Origin of the sequence: Pseudomonas sp. NBRC 111138 (assembly GCF_001320835.1) — a bacterium.
In the GTDB taxonomy this organism is placed as follows: domain Bacteria; phylum Pseudomonadota; class Gammaproteobacteria; order Pseudomonadales; family Pseudomonadaceae; genus Aquipseudomonas; species Aquipseudomonas paracarnis.
The window spans coordinates 1-19,141 of record NZ_BCBO01000142.1; the positions used below are offsets into that span (position 1 = coordinate 1).

Here is a 19,141-nt window from a genome sequence, read left to right on the forward strand (position 1 = left end):
AAGGCAATCAGTAAGAAGACCCAGGAGTCTCCCATGCTTAGTGCCCAAGACCGTGCAATCATCAAATCTACCGTGCCCCTGCTGGAAAGCGGCGGCGAAGCGCTGATTACGCATTTCTATCGCATGATGCTGTCCGAGTATCCCGAAGTCCGCCCACTGTTCAACCAGGCCCACCAGGCCAGTGGTGACCAGCCTCGCGCCCTGGCCAATGGCGTGCTGATGTACGCGCGGCATATCGACCAGTTGGACCAACTGGGCGACCTGGTGGCCAAGATCATCAACAAACACGTGGCGTTGCAGATTCTGCCGGAGCATTACCCCATTGTTGGCGCCTGCTTGCTGCGGGCTATTTCCGAAGTGCTGGGCAGCGAGATTGCCACCCCCGAGGTCATGAGCGCCTGGGGCGCGGCCTACGGCCAGTTGGCGGACATTCTGATCGGCGCCGAAGCGGCCATCTACGACGAAAAAGCCCAGGCGCCCGGCGGCTGGCGGGGGGCGCGGGCGTTCCTGTTGGTCAAGCGCGTGGAGGAGAGCGACGAGATCATCTCCTTCTACTTCGCGCCGGTGGACAACGGCCCGATCCTGGCCGCAGTGCCCGGCCAGTACATCGGCCTGAAACTGGTGCTCGATGGCGAGGAAGTGCGTCGCAACTATTCCCTGTCGGCCCTCACCGACACCGGGCTGTACCGCATCAGCGTCAAGCGCGAAGCGGGCGGGCGGGTCTCCAATTACCTGCACGACCAGATGCATGTCGGCGCGACCATTGACCTGTTCCCGCCGTCGGGCGAGTTCACCCTGGCCGCCAGTGATAAACCGCTGGTGCTGATCAGCGGCGGGGTAGGCATTACGCCCACGCTGCCAATGCTCGAAGCCGCCCTGGCAACCGAGCGCCCGGTGCATTTCATCCATTGTGCCCGTAACGGCGGGGTGCATGCGTTCCGTGACTGGGTGGACACCCTGGCGGCCAAGCATCCGCAGCTCAAGCGTTTTTACTGCTACGCCGAGGATGACGGCATCAGCCCGGCGGCAGACAAGGTCGGGATGCTCAACCAGGAGCAACTGGCGGCCTGGTTGCCTGAGGAACGTGATATTGATGCCTACTTCTTGGGCCCCAAGGGCTTCATGGCGGCGATCAAGCGGCATCTCAAGGCGCTGGGTGTGCCGGAGAAGCAGGCGCGCTATGAGTTCTTTGGCCCAGCGGCGGCGCTGGAATAATCCTCCCTAGCAACAACACTGTCCAAAATGTGGGAGCGGGCTTGCTCGCGAAAGCGGTGTGTCAGTCAATACATGTGTCTCTGATACTCCGCCTTCGCGAGCAAGCCCGCTCCCACATTTGGCACTCTATTGCGCCTGATTAATCCGCTGTTAACCCCCCTCTGTTTTAACCACTGCCTGTGTGTAAACTTGTTGCCATCAGGCACAACCATAATCAGAGAAAGGGAAAGACGGGGATGATTGACGACATGCGTTTAGGCAGGGAGCGGCGCTTTCTGGTGTTGCTGGGCATCATCTGCCTGGCGCTGATTGGCGGGGCGCTGTACATGCAAGTGGTGCTGGGCGAAGCACCGTGCCCGCTGTGCATTCTGCAACGCTACGCCTTGCTGCTGATTGCGCTCTTCGCGTTCATCGGCGCGGCCATGCGCACCAAGGGCGCGCTGACGTTCTTCGAAGGGTTGGTGGTGCTCAGTGCCTTGGGTGGCGTGGCTGCGGCCGGCCACCATGTGTACACCCAGTTCTTTCCCCAGGTCAGTTGCGGCATCGATGTGTTGCAGCCGATCGTTGACGACCTGCCCCTGGCCAAGGTGTTTCCCCTGGGCTTCCAGGTCGACGGCTTTTGCAGCACCCCCTACCCACCGGTCCTCGGCCTGTCCCTGGCCCAATGGGCGCTGGTTGCATTCGTGCTGACGGCGATCCTGGTGCCCCTGTGCATCTATCGCAACCGTCATCCCAAAGCCTGAACCGCCGCGCCTGTCGAACGCTCCGTTGCTTCTGAATGAAGGCGGAGCGTTTTTGTTTGTAGGGATTTGTGAAAGCACCGTGACGAGGGGCAACGGAAGGTGCGCGCAGCGTGCGACATGTTGTCACATGAACGTTGTCGCAGGACGTTTCTGACCCGCCAAATCGGCCCTTGGATTTGCACCCCACGTACAAATTGTGCTGTCAGTTCGTGGTTCCCACGGCGGCCCGATTCGTATGCGGCCCCAATCCCTGAAGCATCTATGAATGCCTTGTTTTATGGGCACTTGGATACCCTCGGCATGCCCTTACAGGCCGTAAGGGAAGTGGCACTGTGCCCAATAACACGGCAATTTTTGTGGTTTTTGTTGAGAATCGAACGCGATAAGATCGCGAATCTTTGCAACTTTGGTGAAGGATTGTTGCTGGAATCGATAAAAATTATTTCTCTATAAGACATGGTTTATACATCGCTAGCTAACTACAATCGCCCGCACTGAATGTCCGGTGCTGTTCAATATTTGAGCATTGGAGCGGTCGAGGAGCAGATGGAAGGCTCAATGCGACCCCAGGTTCCGGCAGCCTTTCAACTATCCGCACCAAATGGAATTGGTCTGTAACAAGGCCTTTAGCCACGAAATCGAATAAGAACTCACTGCAGGTCCGTGAAACGTACAGTCATGACGTGTCGGGCAGGCTCTTATTCAATCGAAGAGAAATGCCAACCCTTGGCAGGGTGAAGTGTTGGCGATCAAAACCCAACTGCATTGCGCAAGCTGCTTTAGAGGTCGTGAGATGAGTAAAAACAGGTACCCCCGATTACTAGGCTTTTTGCCGCTGCTTGGCATGATGTTAATGCTGGGAGGCTGCAAGTGGACCTTGCTCGACCCAAAAGGACAGGTCGGTCTGGATGAACGAAACCTGATCATCACCGCTACCCTGCTGATGCTGCTGGTTGTGGTGCCTGTGATCGTGATGACCTTCGCCTTCGCCTGGAAATACCGCGCGTCCAACACCAGCGCCACCTATGCGCCGAAGTGGTCGCACTCCACCAAGATCGAGATCGCGGTGTGGTTGGTTCCGATCCTCATCATCATCGCCCTGGGTTACGTCACCTATAAGTCGACCCACGCGCTGGACCCGTATCGTCCGCTGGAGTCCGACGTCAAGCCTGTGAACATCCAGGTGGTCGCGCTGGATTGGAAGTGGCTGTTCATCTACCCGGACCTGGGTATCGCCACTGTCAACGAGATCCGCTTCCCGGAGCACACCCCGCTTAATTTCCGGATCACTTCCGACGCCGTGATGAACTCGTTCTTCATCCCTGCACTGGGTGGCCAGATCTACGCGATGGCAGGCATGCAGACCCGCCTGCACCTGATCGCCAACCAGAAAGCTGAAATGGAAGGCATCTCCGCCAACTACAGCGGCGCTGGCTTCACCGGCATGAAATTCAAAGCGATCTCGACAAGCCAGGAAGATTTCGACGCCTGGGTAGCTGCAGTCAAGGCCGCACCTAAACAGCTTGATCAAGCTGAATACGACGCTCTGACCAAACCGAGCCAGAACAACCCTGTCGCCTTGTACTCCGCGTATGAGCCGGACCTGTTTCAGAAAATCGTCGACAAGTACGAAGGTATGAAGCCAGGCAAGCCGGTCAAGCACGAGAAGAAAGAAGTGGCCGTGGTTGAAGGTTCTGATACGGGCGCGCATTCAACTGCTGGGGCAGAGGAGTAAACGATGTTTGGTAAATTAAGTTGGGACGCGGTCCCATTCCACGAGCCGATCGTAATGGTGACTATCGCCATGATCGCGCTGGGTGGTTTGGCGCTGGTTGCGGGTATCACCTATTTCAAGAAGTGGTCCTACCTGTGGACCGAGTGGTTGACCTCGGTCGACCACAAGAAAATCGGCGTCATGTACGTCATCGTTGCCATGGTCATGCTGCTGCGTGGTTTTGCCGACGCCATCATGATGCGTACCCAGTTGGCCATGGCCACCGAGGGTTCGCCTGGCTACCTGCCACCTGAACACTATGACCAGATCTTCACCGCCCACGGTGTGATCATGATCATCTTCATGGCGATGCCTTTCTTCACCGGCTTGATGAACCTTGCCTTGCCGCTGCAGATTGGTGCGCGTGACGTTGCCTACCCGTTCCTGAACTCCCTGAGCTTCTGGCTGCTGGTGTCCGGCGTGGTGCTGATCAACGTTTCCCTGGGCGTCGGCGAATTCGCCAAGACCGGTTGGGTTGCGTATCCGCCATTGTCGGGGCTGCAATACAGTCCGGGCGTGGGTGTGGACTACTACATCTGGGCGCTACAGTTATCAGGGCTCGGGACGACATTGACGGGGGTCAACTTCCTGGCCACCGTCCTGAAAATGCGCGCCCCTGGCATGAAACTGATGGACATGCCGATCTTCACCTGGACCTGCACCTGGGCAAACGTGCTGATCGTGGCTTCGTTCCCGATCCTGGCCGCTACCATGGCGCTGCTGTCGCTTGACCGTTACCTGGATTTCCACATTTTCACCAATGAACTTGGTGGCAATCCAATGATGTACGTGAACCTGTTCTGGGCATGGGGTCACCCTGAGGTGTACATCCTGATCCTGCCAGCGTTCGGTATTTTCTCCGAAGTGATCTCGACCTTTACCGGCAAGCGCCTGTTCGGTCACCACTCGATGGTCTACGCCTCTGGCGCGATCTCCGTACTGGGCTTCATGGTTTGGCTGCACCACTTCTTCACCATGGGTTCGGGGGCCAGCGTCAACGCCTTCTTCGGCCTGGCGACGATGCTGATTTCCATCCCGACGGGGGTGAAGCTATTCAACTGGCTGTTCACCATCTACCACGGTCGTCTGCGCATGACCAGCCAGGTCCTGTGGACCCTGGGCTTCATGGTGACCTTCGCCATCGGCGGCATGACCGGCGTACTGCTGGCCATCCCGGGTGCTGACTTCGTGCTGCACAACAGCCTGTTCGTGATCGCCCACTTCCACAACGTGATCATCGGTGGTGCTGTATTCGGCTACATCGCTGGTTTCAGCTTCTACTTCCCGAAAGCGTTCGGCTTCAAGCTGCACGAAGGCTGGGGCAAGGCTGCGTTCTGGTTCTGGATCTCGGGCTTCTTCGTCGCGTTCATGCCGCTCTATGCACTGGGCTTCATGGGCATGACCCGTCGTCTGAACGCCACCACCAACCCTGAGTGGGTACCGTACCTGTACGTTGCCATGTTCGGTGCGGTGATGATCGCTGTGGGTATCGCCTGCCAGCTGATCCAGCTGTACGTCAGCGTGCGTGATCGCAAGCAGAACATGTGCGAATCCGGCGACCCATGGAACGGCCACACCCTGGAATGGTCGACCTCGTCGCCACCACCGTTCTACAACTTCGCCGTGATCCCTACTGCGAACACCATTGATGCGTTCACCGAAGCCAAGGAAGACGGTACTGCGTACCAGAAGCCCAAGCACTACGAGCCGATCCACATGCCAAACAACACCGCCACTGGCGTGGTGATGGGTGCGCTGTTGACCGTGTTCGGTTTCGCGATGATCTGGCACATCTGGTGGCTGGCAATCGCGAGCCTGGTGGGCACTATCGGTTACTTCATCATTCACGCTGCCCGTGATGATCAAGGCTACATGGTGCCGGTCGAAACGATCGAACGCATCGAAGCCGAGCAACACGCTCGCCTGGTAGCCGAGAAGAAGATCCCGGCCAACCGTGTAGAAACCTCGTTGGAACAGGCTTAAACCATGTCGAACTTAGTGACCAATGCTGGACACGCCCATGTCGATGACCATGGGCACGATGACCACCACCACGACTCGGGGCCGATAACCGTCTACGGTTTCTGGCTCTACCTGATGACCGACTGCATCTTGTTTGCGTCGATCTTCGCGGTGTACGCGGTACTGGTAAACAACGTAGCGGGTGGCCCGTCGGGCCACGACATCTTCGAACTGCCTTACGTGCTCGGCGAAACCGCCTTGCTGTTGTTCAGTTCGATCACCTACGGCTTCGCCATGTTGGCCTTCTACAAGGGCAACAAGAAGGGCGTACTGAGCTGGCTGGGCCTGACCTTCCTGTTCGGCCTGGGCTTCATCGGCATGGAGATCAACGAGTTCCACCTGCTGATCTCCGAAGGCTACGGCCCGCACCGTTCCGGTTTCCTGTCGGCGTTCTTCACGCTGGTCGGCACCCACGGTCTGCACGTATCCGCTGGCCTGCTGTGGATGGCAGTGATGATGTATCAGGTCAATAAGCACGGCCTGACCAACACCAACAAGACCCGCCTGAGCTGCCTGAGCCTGTTCTGGCACTTCCTGGACGTGGTCTGGATCTGCGTATTCACCGTCGTTTACTTGATGGGGACTCTGTAATGGCTAATGCACACTCCCATGACAGCCACGATTCAAGCCACGGCAGCGTAAAGTCTTACGCCATCGGCTTCATCCTGTCGGTCATCCTGACCCTGATCCCGTTCGGCCTGGTGATGTACCCAACCTTGCCGAAGTCGATCACCTTGATGATCGTCCTGGCGTTCGCGGTGATTCAGGTTCTGGTTCACCTGGTGTACTTCCTGCACCTGGACCGCTCCAAAGAGCAGCGCGAGAACGTGATCGCGTTTGTGTTCGCAGGCCTGGTGATCGTTCTGCTGGTTGGTCTGTCGCTGTGGATCATGTTCAGCATCCACACCTACATGATGGCGAAGTGAGGTAAGACCCGATGTCGCTTAAGCACTTTATCCAAATCACCAAACCGGGGATCATTTTCGGTAACGTGCTTTCTGTGGCGGGCGGTTTCTTCCTGGCCTCCAAGGGACATGTCGATCTGGCCATCTTCCTGGCTGCAATGATCGGTACGTCCCTGGTGGTTGCTTCCGGTTGCGTATTCAACAACTGCATCGACCGTGACATCGACATCAAGATGGAGCGCACCAAGAATCGCGTGCTGGTCCAGGGCCTCATCTCCCTGAAGCTGGCACTGATCTATGCGACCGTCCTGGGTGTTGCCGGTGTGGCCCTGTTGTACAAGGTGGCCAACCCGTTGGCGGCGCTGTTTGCCGTGATCGGTTTTGTCATCTACGTCGGCCTCTACAGCCTGTACCTCAAGCGCAAGTCGGTTCACGGCACGCTAGTGGGCAGTCTGTCGGGGGCAATGCCGCCGGTGATTGGTTATGTAGCTGTGACCAATAGCTTCGACATGGCCGCGCTGACGCTGCTGGTGATGTTCAGCCTGTGGCAGATGCCGCATTCCTACGCCATCGCGATTTTCCGCTTCAATGACTACCTGGCTGCGTCGATTCCGGTATTGCCGGTCAAGCGTGGCATCCAGGTGGCCAAGAAACACATCCTGCTCTACATCCTGGCCTTCCTCGTGGCGACCTTGATGTTGACCTTCAGTGGCTACGCCGGCATGAGCTACCTCGCCGTCGCCGCCGCGATGGGTATGTACTGGTTGTACATGGCCTGGACCGGCTACAAGGCGGTGGATGACACCGTCTGGGCGCGCAAGCTGTTCGTGTTCTCGATTTTCACCATCACCGCGCTCAGCGTGATGATGTCCCTGGATTTCCAAGTGCCGAAAGAGCTGTTGCTGACCTACGCCCACTGAGTGGTCTTGCAGTAAAAAAGCCCCGCCTTCGAAAGTCGCGCGGGGTTTTTTATTGAGCGCTGCGCTAAACCGGATACGCTGCGTTATCGTTGGCGTTTTTCGCGAGCGAGCTCGCTCCTACCCCCCATTCTACAAATGCAGGAAGCAATGCAATGAGTAAAAAAGCCGTGATGGTCTTCAGTGGCGGGCAGGATTCGACCACCTGTCTGATCCAGGCCCTGCCGCTGTATGACGAAGTGCACTGCATTACCTTTGATTATGGCCAGCGCCATGTGGCAGAAATCGAAGTGGCCCAGAAATTGGCCAAGCAGCTGGGTGCCACTGTGCACAAAGTGATGGATGTGTCCCTGCTCAATGAGCTGGCGATCAGTAGCCTGACGCGCGACAACATCCCGGTGCCGACCGTGAACAGCTCGGGTGAAAGCCTGCCGAGCACCTTTGTGCCGGGGCGCAACATCCTGTTTCTGACCCTGGCTGCGATCTACGCCTATCAAGTGAAGGCCGAGACCGTCATCACCGGTGTGTGCGAAACCGACTTCTCAGGCTACCCCGATTGCCGGGATGAGTTTGTCAGAGCACTCAACCAGGCCCTCAAGCTGGGCATGGAATACGACGTGCGCCTGGACACGCCGTTGATGTGGCTGAACAAGGCCGAGACCTGGGCCCTGGCCGATTACCACGGGCAACTGGAGCTGGTGCGCGAGCAGACGCTGACTTGCTACAACGGCATCATCGGTACCGGCTGTGGCGAGTGTGACGCGTGCAACCTGCGCGCTCGGGGCTTGAATGACTACCTGCAGAACAAGACACCTGTCATGCAGAGCCTCAAGCACAAGTTGCAACTCAAATAACCCTTGTAGGAGCGAGCTTGCTCGCGAAAAACCTGAGAGCGCCGCGTTCCACCAGATGCGCTGCGTGATCGTTGACGTTCTTCGCGAGCAAGCTCGCTCCTACAGGATTATTGATAGCGTTTGAACAATGAGCGTGCGCCATAGGCGGGCAGGATATTGAAGAACGCGAAGCCGACTTTGATCGCGATCTGTACATAGATCATGCTGAGGATGTCGCTGGTCTGCATCGCCCCGTAGAAGGCGATAAAGCAGAACAGGAAGCTGTCGATAATCACCGCAAAGAACGTACTGAGGAATATCCGCAGATATAGATACCTGGAGTTGGTCAGCTCCTTGATCTTGCACAGCAAGTAGGAATTTATATTCTCCGACACCAGGAACGAGACCGAAGAGGCCACCAGCACCGACGACACTTGCAGGATCACGTCGGTATAAGGCCCATCCAGCTTCCAGCCCGGTAGCCCTGGCAGGAACGTGGAGCCATACAGCAGGATGATGATCATCGCGTTGCTGGCAAACGCAAACAGAATGGCTCGCCTGGCCAGGCGCAAGCCAAAATTCTCGTTGAGCAAGTCCACGATCAAGAAGGTCAGCGGATACAGGAACGTGCCCGGCGTGACGATGATGCCCAACGACTCCAGGTAAATCGGTTTGGTCGCGGCAATGCTGGTGAAGATATAGAAGGTGAACAGCAGCAAGTTCAGGATGATGTAGATCATCCAGGAGTTTTCATTGCGGTCGTTTATATCGTAGGCGGTCAGCGTTCCGCCTTGGGAGTAGAACTTCTTGTACAGGTTCTTGATTTCCATCTTGTTGAAGTTGTCCATCATTTCACTGCTGAGCACTTCACTCAGCTTGATCTTGAGGACCTTGCCCGTGGCGATCACCATGATCACCGCCAGGCGCTTGTCGTTTTCAAAGCCCAGCAACTTGTATTTGCTGTTTTCCACGGCGCCCTCAGACGTTGTCATTGAAGCGCTCCTCAAGGATGTCGCCGATGACACAAAAACGCTCTGAGTTCCCGCAGGGTTCGAGGGTGATGAACAGCTTCTTGGTGGCGCGGTCGTACACCAGTTTTTCTTTATCGTCGCTCGACGAGCCTTTCTGCACGATCAGCAAGTCCCCCGGTTCATTGAGGCCGGGAATCCCGTGCTCCAGGCGCACGCCGATCAGGTTGCAGGCGCTGCCAAAGTAGTAGGTCAGCGGATGAAGCGTGGCCAGCTCACCGATGCGCTTGCCCAGGCTTTGCATGAGCAGGCTTTCCTTGAGCACAGGCACTGCCGCCGGGTTCTTGTTACCCAGTGGGGAAACATTGCTCTCGATGACTTCCTTGGCTTCAAAACTGATCGTCTCGATTTCTTCGTAGGAGACGCCAAAGAAGTCAGAGATCTTGCGTATCGTCGACTGCTGTACGTTAACGACCTTGCCTTCCAGGATGTTATAGATGGTGGTCCTGGTCAGGCCGGCGGCACTGCTTAACGAAAGCTGGGTTTCGCCACGACTCTTGATCAAGTACTTGATGTTGCTCTTCAAGTGCTCGGTTTTTTCCCGTCTGTGTATCAAGTGCTCACCACTTCCATTTAGTCATCAGTCCATGCCGGCAGAACCCGTTCTTGACGGTTCGCGGCAGTGAAAGTGTTGCATGCGCCCGCTACAACAATAAAGTCCTGAGTGCAGGGATACGCCTCGGTGGTAAATCAGGCAACGGCTTTCTCGTCATACTCTTCTGAACGGCCAGCGCGAATCCCTCGCGCCTCTACAAGGAGTAGTCACCATGGTGCGTGTCAGTCGTCGATCCCTTCTCGCCCTGGGCGCGGCCCTGCCTGTGTTGGGGCAGCTCAGTTGGGCGCTTGCCAGCCCGGCTCCGACGAAATCTGACAAAGTACTACTCAATTACAACGAAAGCCCCTACGGCCCTTCAGACGCGGCTCGCCAGGCGATGCAGCGCGCGATTGCAGCCTCCGGGCGTTACCCTTACCCGGACATGTATGCATTGGCCGCGCTGTTTGCCGAGCAACAGGGCATCGCCGAAGAAAACATCGGGGTATTTGCCGGCTCGATGGCTGCCCTGCGTTACGCGGTGCTGGCGTTCGCCAGCCAGACCCGCGGCCTGGTGATGGCCACGCCGTCCTACGAAGTACCGCGCCAGGCGGCCGAATCGATCAAGGCGCCGGTGCATGAAGTTAACCTCGACGCCCAGCATGCCCACGATGTGCACGCCATGCTCGCTGCGGACCCACAGGCCGGCATGCTGTACCTGTGCAACCCCAACAACCCGACCGGTACGCTCACCTCGACCGAGGCTATCCGCCACGCTCTGGTGAATAAACCCAAGGGCAGCGTGCTGGTTGTGGACGAGGCTTATATCGACTTCTGCGACGCCCCCAGTTGCGTAAGTTGGGTCAAGGAACACCACGACCTGCTGGTACTGCGTACCTTCTCGAAGATCTATGGCATGGCCGGTGCGCGCCTGGGCCTGGCGATCGGCCACCCGGCGCTACTGGAGCGGTTGGCCGTGTTCGGCGGCGACAACGTCCCGGCCGGCGCCAGCTTGCTGGCCGCCCGTGCGAGCCTGGAAGACGCGCAACTGGTGGGCCAACGCAGAGCGCTCAATGCCAGGTTGCGCGATGAGACGATCGCCTGGCTCAAGGGCCGAGGCTTTACCTGCACCTTTTCCCACAGCAACTGCTTCATGATCGACGTGAAGCGCCCGGCAGAGCAGGTGATTGAGCAGTTGGCGGCACGGAATGTACTGGTCGGGCGGGTGTGGAAGGACTGGCCGCAGTGGGTGCGGGTGACGGTGGGCAATGAGCAGGAGATGGAGCGCTTTCGCGAGGCGTTCGCGGCGCAGGTCTAGCCCCTGGGTTTGCATCCGTTGCCTGGACAGGTAAGCCAGGCATGCTGCATGCTCGACCGGGTTGAATGATCAAGGAAGACACCTGTGCGACCTAATGGCCAACCCGATAAAAAATCGCCCATGCTGCCCGAGGATATGCGCCGCTTGCTCGATACCGAGCTGAGCCGCCGTGGCCTGGGACACTTCGAGGTCTACCAGTGTGGGCCGACGCTGGACCAAGCGCAGATTGTGTCCAATTACCCCGAGGCCATGGAGCCTTCCGACACGGCCGACGATTTCTACCGGCGTGGCGAGCTGGTTTCATTGACCCGTACGCGGATCAAACCATTTTTCTGGAGTGATGAACACCTGCTGGCCGTGGCCGATGAGGCGGTGCCGGTGCCGGGCCCCTACAAACCCGTTGGCGAGGGCGCCAGTTTTATCGTGCATGGCAATCGTGGCTTCTACTCGGTGCTCAATCTGTGCAGCTTCGGCGAACATCGGCAATTTCGCGAGACCGTGCTGGCCCATCAAAGTGAACTGCAGATGCTGTTGGTCTCGATGTACGACGAGGCCCTGGAAGATCACGCGGCGCCTGTCGAACAACAGGCGGTGCTGACCCCAAGGGAAACCGAAGTATTGTCCTGGGTCAGCCTGGGCAAGACCTACAACGAAGTGGCACTCCTGACGTCGATGACCTCCCATACGGTCAAGTTTCATATGAAGAATATCTTCGGCAAATTGCAGGTCAGCAACGGCAAATCAGCAATCGGCAAGGCCCTGCAATTGGGCTATATCCGCCACCCGGCCTGAGGCCGCAATCACCGCCTACCTGTCCAAATGGGTAGCTTGTTCGCCGCACAGTGCTGCATTAGTTTGCCCAGCTATGGAGTTTGGCGCCGGACACACCGGCGCCGCCATTGCGAAAGGACATCCGGATGAGCCGCTCTGCAGCTTTGCTCCACACCTGTGCCAGCGTGCTGCGCTGATGGGTACTTTTCACGCCTTGCGCGGCCTTAATGCGCGGTTGCAAGCATTGTTCATGATCACGCTGGTGTTCCGCACGGGCACCCTGGCGTTTCCTTTTTACGCGGCGTACCTGATTCATCAACACGCGATATCGGCAGGTACGGCAGGCCTGTTGGTCGGCGTGTATGGCGCGGGCGCCCTGTGTACCGACCTGATCATCGGCGCCGTGATCAAGCGGTTTTCGGCCAACCGGGTCATTCTCGGTTCGTTGTTGTTCAACGCGGTGTTGCTGCTGGTCATTCCCTCGGTGGATAACCTGCTCGCGCTGTTCCTGTTGTCGTTTCTCTGGGGGGCCTGTTACGAAGCCTTCACACCGGCCGCGTTCTCCGAGACAGTGGCTCACAGTAATCTTGAGTCACGCAAAGTGGCGTTTTCCTGCAACCGATTGGCGATCAACATCGGCATGGCCATCGGGCCGCTACTGGGCAGCTTGATCTTCCTCAGCAATGCCGATGCGGTCTTCTACATCAATGCCGTGCTGTCCCTGCTGGCCTTCGCCGCCTGCCTGCGGTTTGGTCGGTCTCGGCAGGCCACCCAAGGCGTACCTGTCGCCGTCAAAGGCGAGGGCTTGCCCGAGGTGGCGGCTCATGAGCGTTCGCGACTGCTGGTGATCCTGTTGGCAGCGCTGCCGGTGCACGTGGCTTACGCATTGCCGCCGACTTTTCTGTCGGCGTACATCATCAACTACACCCAATTGCCGGCCTATTACGTGGGCATCATCTTCTTTATCAATGCGTTGCTAGTGATTGTGTTTGAAGTGCCGATCAACCTGCGCATGGCGCACTTGTCGAGCAGTCGCTCGCTGATCATTGGCCTGTTGCTGGCAGGCTGCGGTTTCTTCTTGATGGGCTTTGGTCAGGTCGGCGCGCTGTTGGTGCTTGCTACGGTGTTGTGGAGCCTGGGCGAGATGATTGTGTTCCCCGCGATCACCCACTACGTCAGCAGCATTTCCAGCCGCGACAGCGTGGGCCGCAACCTTGGCTACTACTCGGCGGGCGTCAACATCGGCGTGATGATCGCGCCCTCGTTGGCGTTCATGTTGCTGGCCCGGCCAACCTTGCCGTCACCGTGGCTGCTGGCAGGCTGTGTGTTGTTGCTGTTCGCAATCGCCGTGGGGATGATGAAAAGCTCGGCGGTGTTGTGGAATAAAGAGGCGTAGACGGCAACCGGCGCTGCGCCTTGCGCGCGCGCCTGGTTGCGTCAGCTACTTACTGGGCGGCGATGGCGTAGCCGTCAAAGGCGCTTTGCTGTTGCAGCGCGGTCACGATGCTCTTGCGCGTGACCGGTTGCTCGGCGCCGCTGTTGTCGATGAAGGTTTCGCTCGCAAGTTCCGCCTCGCTGCCTTCGCCCACAAAGGTGAAACCCAGGAACTCCAGCGCTTCGCGGTCCACATTGAGCTTGGAGCGCGGCGTGCGCAGCGGCAAGGTGACGCTGATGCCATCCTTGCTGATCACAAACACTTCGGTGTCTTTCTTGGCGCGTGCAGCCTTGCCCTTGCCGGCGCTCGGGTTGCTGATGGCCTGGTGCGACTGGTTAAGCACTTTGAGGGCCAGGCCATAGACCAATTCCTGGAACTCGGGATCGTCCTTGAAGCTGGACAGGATGCGGCTGATCGAGAACTGGCTGCTCAGGTGTTCCAGGGCGGCGTTGTCTGCGGCTTCGGCGTCTTTCAATTGTTTGAGCTGGCCCATCAGGTCATAGGCTTTGTCATCGTCGAAGGCATCGTGGGCCTGGCGGATGGCAACGCGTAGCTCGCGGATCTGGTCGCTTTCCTTGGAGGTATGAAACGCGTCCAGCACCATCTCGCTGATGATCTTGGCGGCTGGCACATGCTGTGAAAGATTGATGGCGTTTTCGTATTCGGCTTTGGCGTACAGGGCGACTACGGATTCTTCGGCGGATTTTTCGGTGTAGGAATCAGACATTAAAATTTCACTGCGTAGTATGCGGAGAGACAAAAAAACGTCGGGCATTTTCAGCGGGTGAGGGGATCAGGTCAAGGCAGCCCGCTATTCGTCCAGCTGTGTGAGGCACGCCTGGAAGATATCCAGGCCTTCCTCCAACACCGCAGGTTCAATGGTCAGCGGGGCCAGCAAGCGCACGATGTGCCGCGACTTGCCGCTGGGCATCAGCAGCAAGCCAGCCTCTCGCGCCAGCTCCAGCAGTTGCGCCAGTTGCTTGGGAGCGGGTGTGCCGTCGGCGTGGGCCAGTTCAATGCCCCGCATGGCGCCGACACCGGTGAGGCGGCCCAGGTAGGGCGACAGTTGCTGCGCGCGCCAGGCTTCATAGCGACCCACAATCGCGGCCTCCTGCGCGACGCCCCAGGCGTGCAGGTTTTTGTCGCTCATCACCTCAAGGGTCGCCAGCGCCGCCGCGCAGGCGACGGGGTTACCGGAGTAGGTGCCGCCCAGGCCGCCTTTGGGCAGGTTGTCCATCAGCGCCTTGCGCCCGACCACTGCCCCCAGCGGCATGCCGCCGGCGATGCTTTTGCCGAGCAGCAGCAGGTCCGGCTCGATGCCCAGGCGCGAGAAGGCGAAACGCTGGCCGGTGCGACCAAAACCCGACTGGATTTCATCAATGATCAGCAGGATGTTGTGCTGGTCGCAGAAGCGTCGCAAGACTTGGGCAAACTCAGTGTCCAAGGCTAGAAAACCGCCTTCGCCCTGCACCGGCTCGATGATGAAGCAGGCCACATCGTTTATGTCGATTTCCACGCTGAACAGACGCTCCATCGCCTTCAGCGCGTCGGCGCAGGTCATGCCGTTATCGGTACTGGGGTAGGGCAGGTGATATACAGGGCCGGGCAGTACGCCGACCTTCTGCTTGTAGGGCGCGACCTTGCCATTGAGGTTGAGGGTCGCCAGGGTGCGCCCATGGAAGGCACCGTCGAAGGCGATCACCGCCGTGCGACCAGTGGCACCACGGGCGATCTTCAAAGCGTTCTCTGCCGCTTCTGCACCGCTGTTGGTGAGCATGCCGCTGACGGGGTAACCCACCGGGATAAAGGCGCTGAGGCGTTGCATCAACTCGATGTAGGGCGTATGCGGTGCGGCGTTGAACGCGTAATGGGTGAGCCGGGCCGCTTGCTCGCAAATGGCCGCCACCACGGCCGGGTGGCAATGGCCCAGGTTGAGCACGCCGATACCCCCGACAAAGTCGATGTAACGCTTGCCTGCAGCGTCCCAGACCTCGGCGTTTTTACCGTGACTGAGGCTGATGGGGTGAACGATGGAAATCGACTGGCTGATGCTAGCGTGACTCATGGCTCTGGGACTCGGCAGTGGTGGGCGCAGCGCTATCTAAGCCGCGCGCCCGGCCTTGCCGCAAACGAAATAAAGTCGCCGTGTCATTCCACCTTGGAAGGAGCTGCGACTATTCCGACACCCCATCCTTGCCCGCCGCCTTGGATCGGTACAAGGCTTGATCGGCCCGCGCCATCAGCGCAGCCGGGGACTCGCCCATGCGCCGCTCCACCACGCCCAGGCTCAGGGTAACGTTCAAGGCGCCCAAGGGGGCCGCCTCCTTGATTTTATGGCGAATCCTTTCGGCCAACTCTTTGGCCTCGTCCAGGCTGCTTTTGGGCAGCACCACCATAAACTCATCGCCGCCCCAGCGCGCCAGCAAGTCGCTTTTACGTACGCAGGCTTCCAGATGTTCCACTACCCGTATTAGGGTCTGGTCGCCGACGCCATGGCCGTATTGGTCATTGATCGGCTTGAAGTCATCGACATCCATGGCCACCAGTGCCAGGGGCAGGCGGAAGCGTTCGGCGCGGTCGCATTCCTCCAGCAGCACTTTTTCCAGGCGGTACCGGTTGGCGATGCGCGTCAGGGCGTCCCGCTCGGCCAAAGAGCGGTTTTCGTCCAGTTGCAATTGCAGTTGCTGGTTGACGCGCGACAACTCAAGCGTGCGCTCCGCGACCAGCGCTTCCAGGGATTGGTTGCGCTTTTGCAACTGTTCGATGGAGCATTTGCGCGTATGGATATCGCGGTGTGCGCCGACCATGCGCGCCACGGAACCGTCGGGGTTGCGGGCAATGACGTAGCCGCGGTCCTCGATCCAGAGGTACGTACCGTCTTCTTTTCGGCAACGGTATTCGGCCCGGTAATGAGCGGCGCGTTGGCTGATGTAGTCATCGAACACCGTCATCACGCGAGGGTAATCCTCGGGGTGGATCACGTTCTCCCAGGTGAAGACGCTGTTTTCCAGGGAGTGGTGGGAGTATCCAAGCATTTCGTACCAGCCGGGATTGCGGTAGACGAAGCCGGTATTGGCGTTCCAGTCCCAGATGCCGTCACTGACCAGTTCCATGATGGCGTGCAACAGGTCTACGTTAAGGTCGGAAACCTCATGGCGTAGCGGTTCTTTGCCGGATGTATCGTCCATCTGCACGCTTCCTGCGGGGGCTGGCGCCCAAGGCCAGTCATGGTTGACGCCGATACTCCGTGGCTGGCGCTACTGTACATCGGCGCTTGCGCGCTTTGAATAGGGCAGGTGTGCTGCTTTTGACGAGTGGCGAAACGCTATTTTTCTGGCGCCATCATCTTTGTTCGAGGCTTCCCATCAGCGTTGTGCTGGTAAATGGCTTGCGGTTGGCCCTGCTCATTGAAAAACACCTGGCCAATGCCCGCCGAGTTCCACAACCGCTCACCCGCTTCGGCGTGCTCTGGAATATAGGGCACCACCTGCATGGTGCGGCGGCGGGTAAACCAGTTAAGCGGCGAACGCGGGGAGTAGAGCCAGCGGTTGAGGCGGTCGAACCATTCCAGCAGGCGCGGCGGGAACTCGTTCTTGATGCCGCTGCTGGTGATTTGCCAGATATTGGGGCCGCCGTTGCGGTGGCGGATCAGCACTTGGTAGACAAACGAGTAATGCACATCACCGGAAAGGATCACGTAGTTACCCGGTGTGCGCGAGTGGCGGAAGATATTCAAAATCACTTGGGCAGCGCCGCGGTGGGCCATCCAGTTCTCGGCGTCCACCAGCAGTGGGAAGCCACACCAGCTGAAAACCTTCTGCACCGTCTCGATCAGCTTGACGCCAAAGACCGGCGCGGGCGAGACAATGATGGCTGACGGGTGGTCCAGTAGCGCTTGTTGCAGTTCGCTCAAGGCTTCCCAGTCCAGCAGGCCGGAAGGTTGCTTGAGGGTGAACTCGCTGCGCCAGCGTCGGGTGCGGGTGTCGAGTACCACCAGCGCCGGGGTGGTGGGCAATACGTAGTGCCACTGCTGGAATTTCAGCAGTGTGGTGACTAGCTCATCCTGCTGTGTGGCGTCCAGGTGGTTGTCTTGCGCCTGGTTGGCAAGTGCCTGGGTTTGGCTCACCAGTTCGCCAAACACCTTGGGCTGGTTGCCCCAGCCCTGGCATAAAAGATAGGCCATCAACGCATTACCGATGATGCGTTTGGAGAAGGGATGGCCGTAGGCAGTTTCTTCCCATTGGGCGCTGAGGTTCCAGTCGTCGGTGATGTCGTGATCATCAAAGATCATCAGGGTCGAGAGGTGGGCGAATACCCGGGCGACCCCTGGAAGGCCACTGCGAAATTGATCGATCTGTATCTGTTCGCGGGCATAACGCTGCTGTTCTTGCGCGCTCAGTTGCGGCGGTTGGGGGGAGATCAGTGTCCACGGTGTGGGCGACCAGGCCAGCAGGTACATGGCGATCACTTCGGCAAAGGTCACCAGGTGATTATCGGCGGTGCTGCTGGTGAAAATCGGTTTCTTCACGCCGCCGAAAAAGCGCTCACGCAAGGTCTCGTTACTGTCCAGCGCGGGGAGCAGGTCGGCGCGATGGTAATAGCTGGCGCGATGCCCGTAGAGGGCGGCACTGTCGTCAACCACGGCCCCTTCCAGGTATTCGTCGAACAGGCCCAGGCGCGCGATTAATTCATGAATTGCCCGCAGCATGGGCCCCGCGACGTCGTCGGCGTAGACCTGGTCGCCGCTCATCATCAGCAAGGCGGGGCGTTGTGCCACGGTGGGAGCTTGCGCCAGCAGACGATCAATGCACAGCAACCCGTCATCAGCGCGATGGTGAGGCTTGCGGCAGGAGCCGTGGACCAGTTGGTGGATGCGCCCATGCACGACGAAATCGGGCAGCGTGGCGCCTGCGTACAGCAGATGGGGTGCCCACTGGGCTATTCCGCAGCCGTCAATAAACAGGTCATAGTGGATGTTTACATCCAGAGGCAGGGCGTCAGTCAGGGGCACATCGATCAAGTGGATAAACGAATGGCGCCCGACGGGAACGATCTGACAATGTGCATGAAGGTGAATATCCAGCGTTGATCCCTGAGCGTGCTGCAGCCTCATAACCAGCTTCAGTTCCCGGCTCGCCACCAGCCATAGCACCACACGCTTTGGTTCCAGGCGGCGCAGCAACGGGCCGGCAAGTACGGGGGGAAGTGACTGCAGTTCAGGCATGACGCGATCGGCTCACTAATAAGACAAGCACTCAGTATAACGCTGAAAATGTCGGCATTTCGTCAACGAACGTCAGACAGTAATATGTTGTGGCTATTAATGAATAAGCAGCGCCCTGGGCGCTACTTATTTAGTAGTTGCGCTTAAGTAAGTTTACTCAAAGAACATGGCCTTTGCCGAGACTGTCCAAGCCACCACCATTACGTCTGCCGCCTCTGTCTGCGGTGACCCCATTGTCATTAATCGAATTATCGGGAGCGATTTGATCGAGGCTTCGTTTCGAGCGTGAGTTGACCTTCTCGCTGGCTTGGGTGTCTTGGTCGGGGGCGGATTGGGAAATGTAAGTATTGACGGGATTAAAGCCGGTAGAATTGAACACGGTAACGCCTCACTATTAATGGCATGGTTTACATGGCATGTTCTT

Annotated in this window: 18 protein-coding genes; 11 read left to right on the plus strand and 7 right to left on the minus strand. The window is 58.4% G+C overall.

All coding sequences use genetic code 11. From position 1 onward, the window contains the following. Positions 1–33 precede the first annotated feature (33 nt). From hmpA to queC, 8 genes are all read left to right on the plus strand, one after another. Entirely contained in the window at positions 34–1,215 is a 1,182-nt protein-coding gene (gene hmpA, locus APH41_RS24295; RefSeq protein ID WP_054921989.1) for an NO-inducible flavohemoprotein, read from the plus strand. Between the two features lie 236 nt (positions 1,216–1,451). After that, entirely contained in the window at positions 1,452–1,958 is a 507-nt protein-coding gene (locus tag APH41_RS24300; RefSeq protein WP_047711744.1) for a disulfide bond formation protein B, read from the plus strand. A 793-nt stretch (positions 1,959–2,751) separates the two neighbouring features. Continuing rightward, positions 2,752–3,693, plus strand: coding sequence for a ubiquinol oxidase subunit II (gene cyoA / locus APH41_RS24310; RefSeq protein WP_054896962.1), 942 nt, complete (start codon positions 2,752–2,754; stop codon positions 3,691–3,693). Between the two features lie 3 nt (positions 3,694–3,696). Further along, complete coding sequence (gene cyoB / locus APH41_RS24315; protein ID WP_003194053.1) at positions 3,697–5,715, plus strand: cytochrome o ubiquinol oxidase subunit I; 2,019 nt, start codon at positions 3,697–3,699, stop codon at positions 5,713–5,715. Between the two features lie 3 nt (positions 5,716–5,718). Continuing rightward, entirely contained in the window at positions 5,719–6,345 is a 627-nt protein-coding gene (locus tag APH41_RS24320) for a cytochrome o ubiquinol oxidase subunit III (RefSeq protein WP_003194052.1), read from the plus strand. Then, positions 6,345–6,680 carry a cytochrome o ubiquinol oxidase subunit IV gene (gene cyoD / locus APH41_RS24325; protein ID WP_003194051.1) on the plus strand — a complete coding sequence of 112 codons (336 nt, stop codon included), beginning with the start codon at positions 6,345–6,347 and terminating at the stop codon, positions 6,678–6,680. The genes APH41_RS24320 and cyoD overlap by 1 nt, the downstream gene beginning before the upstream one ends. A gap of 11 nt (positions 6,681–6,691) precedes the next feature. Beyond that, positions 6,692–7,579, plus strand: coding sequence for a heme o synthase (gene cyoE / locus APH41_RS24330; protein ID WP_003194050.1), 888 nt, complete (start codon positions 6,692–6,694; stop codon positions 7,577–7,579). Between the two features lie 152 nt (positions 7,580–7,731). Then, positions 7,732–8,430 (plus strand): 7-cyano-7-deazaguanine synthase QueC, encoded by a 699-nt coding sequence (gene queC, locus APH41_RS24335; RefSeq protein WP_054921991.1) that lies wholly within the window; start codon positions 7,732–7,734, stop codon positions 8,428–8,430. A 107-nt stretch (positions 8,431–8,537) separates the two neighbouring features. Here queC and APH41_RS24340 read toward each other — a convergent pair whose 3' ends face one another. Then, positions 8,538–9,401 carry a queuosine precursor transporter gene (locus APH41_RS24340; protein WP_014719862.1) on the minus strand — a complete coding sequence of 288 codons (864 nt, stop codon included), beginning with the start codon at positions 9,399–9,401 and terminating at the stop codon, positions 8,538–8,540. Further along, a complete protein-coding gene (locus tag APH41_RS24345) occupies positions 9,388–9,993 on the minus strand; it encodes a helix-turn-helix transcriptional regulator (protein ID WP_082430497.1) in 606 nt (201 codons plus the stop codon). The genes APH41_RS24340 and APH41_RS24345 overlap by 14 nt, the downstream gene beginning before the upstream one ends. A gap of 211 nt (positions 9,994–10,204) precedes the next feature. Here APH41_RS24345 and APH41_RS24350 point away from each other — a divergent pair, with 211 nt between their 5' ends. From APH41_RS24350 to APH41_RS24360, 3 genes are all read left to right on the plus strand, one after another. Further along, on the plus strand, positions 10,205–11,287 hold the full coding sequence (locus tag APH41_RS24350) for a pyridoxal phosphate-dependent aminotransferase (RefSeq protein WP_054921992.1): 1,083 nt from the start codon (positions 10,205–10,207) through the stop codon (positions 11,285–11,287). 120 nt (positions 11,288–11,407) lie between these two features. Continuing rightward, a complete protein-coding gene (locus APH41_RS24355) occupies positions 11,408–12,079 on the plus strand; it encodes a LuxR family transcriptional regulator (RefSeq protein WP_156359088.1) in 672 nt (223 codons plus the stop codon). A gap of 175 nt (positions 12,080–12,254) precedes the next feature. Next, the gene (locus tag APH41_RS24360) at positions 12,255–13,454 is read left to right on the plus strand and encodes an MFS transporter (RefSeq protein WP_169918863.1); all 1,200 of its coding nucleotides are present in this window, start codon (positions 12,255–12,257) and stop codon (positions 13,452–13,454) included. 49 nt (positions 13,455–13,503) lie between these two features. Here the strand turns inward: APH41_RS24360 and APH41_RS24365 are convergent, their stop codons facing one another. From APH41_RS24365 to APH41_RS28930, 5 genes are all read right to left on the minus strand, one after another. Continuing rightward, positions 13,504–14,220 carry a hypothetical protein gene (locus APH41_RS24365; protein WP_034128720.1) on the minus strand — a complete coding sequence of 239 codons (717 nt, stop codon included), beginning with the start codon at positions 14,218–14,220 and terminating at the stop codon, positions 13,504–13,506. An 84-nt stretch (positions 14,221–14,304) separates the two neighbouring features. Next, positions 14,305–15,558, minus strand: a complete 1,254-nt coding sequence (locus tag APH41_RS24370) for an aspartate aminotransferase family protein (RefSeq protein ID WP_054921996.1) — start codon at positions 15,556–15,558, stop codon at positions 14,305–14,307. Between the two features lie 109 nt (positions 15,559–15,667). Further along, the gene (locus APH41_RS24375) at positions 15,668–16,681 is read right to left on the minus strand and encodes a sensor domain-containing diguanylate cyclase (RefSeq protein WP_054922000.1); all 1,014 of its coding nucleotides are present in this window, start codon (positions 16,679–16,681) and stop codon (positions 15,668–15,670) included. A gap of 137 nt (positions 16,682–16,818) precedes the next feature. Next, positions 16,819–18,717 (minus strand): alkaline phosphatase D family protein, encoded by a 1,899-nt coding sequence (locus tag APH41_RS24380; protein ID WP_054922001.1) that lies wholly within the window; start codon positions 18,715–18,717, stop codon positions 16,819–16,821. A gap of 157 nt (positions 18,718–18,874) precedes the next feature. Continuing rightward, positions 18,875–19,096 carry a hypothetical protein gene (locus APH41_RS28930; protein ID WP_125919832.1) on the minus strand — a complete coding sequence of 74 codons (222 nt, stop codon included), beginning with the start codon at positions 19,094–19,096 and terminating at the stop codon, positions 18,875–18,877. Positions 19,097–19,141: the final 45 nt, after the last annotated feature.